At 62.0% G+C, this 1,029-nt stretch carries 1 protein-coding gene; it reads left to right on the forward strand.

The window, feature by feature from the left end; translation table 11 throughout:
* On the forward strand, window positions 1-766 hold a 766-nt coding region (locus C8N44_RS23090), incomplete at its 5' end, for an IS110 family RNA-guided transposase (RefSeq protein ID WP_107979014.1).
* Window positions 767-1,029 lie beyond the last annotated feature (263 nt).

A 1,029-nucleotide genomic window follows, 5' to 3' on the forward strand; every position in this document is an offset into this window, starting at 1 on the left:
GAATGATGCGGCTGATGCGGAAGCGATCTGTGAAGCAATCCAGAGACCGAGCATGCGGACGGTGCCGATCAAGAGCGAAGACACGCAGGCAGCGGCCAGTGTGTTTCGGGTTCGGGAGCTGCTAATCCGACAACGGACCCAGAGCATCAATGCCTTGCGCGGGCACTTGGGGGAATACGGGCATGTTGTGCCACAGGGCGCAACGAATGCCCGCCGATTGGTGGCCGTGGTCGAAGACGAAGACGCAGGACTGCCGGCTGCCGCGAGGACCTCGCTCATGGCGCTGACGGCCATGCTTGTTCAACTGGAGCGACAGATCGCGGCGCTCGACGCCGAGATCGCCCGCCGTGCTCGGGAAGATCCTGTTGCGCGTCGGCTCATGACTATACCGGGGATTGGCCCTCTGATTGCAACGGCGCTCGCGACGCTGGCACCGCCTCCGGAGCACTTTGCCAAGGGGCGCGATTTCGCAGCATGGCTGGGCCTTACCCCTCGACAGCATTCAACTGGAGGCAAACAGCGCCTTGGGGCGACAACAAAGATGGGAGAGCGCTCGTTAAGGCGACTGCTGATCATCGGAGCGAACAGCGTCATCATCAAGCGCCACAGCCATGCATCGGCCCGCCCGGGCACCTGGCTGGCTGGGTTGCTGGAGAGAAAGCCACCGATGCTGGTGCGCGTGGCGCTCGCCAACAAGATGGCCCGGATCGTCTGGGCCCTCATGAAGAATGATGAGACCTACCGGGCTCCGACCGTGGCGGCGTAAAGCCAGCTATCGGTCGCGAGACGTCGGAGCGTAGAAGGGCAAAGAGAAGTTTGGCGCAACGGTCGTGAGACGGGGTCGGTAAAACCAGAGTGCAACAATGTGCCATCGAGCACGCGGCTTTGATCTGGAGCTGATCCGCGAACACCATACGGGCCCGCGGCATGATGAACGGCCGCACTTGAGGCCGGATACATGTCAGCACCCGACGACGCGCGAAATTTCCTCACAAACCCTCTTGCGCAAGGGGCGGTTATACATGTTGC

The organism is Allosediminivita pacifica (assembly GCF_003054175.1).
In the GTDB taxonomy this organism is placed as follows: Bacteria; Pseudomonadota; Alphaproteobacteria; order Rhodobacterales; family Rhodobacteraceae; genus Allosediminivita; species Allosediminivita pacifica.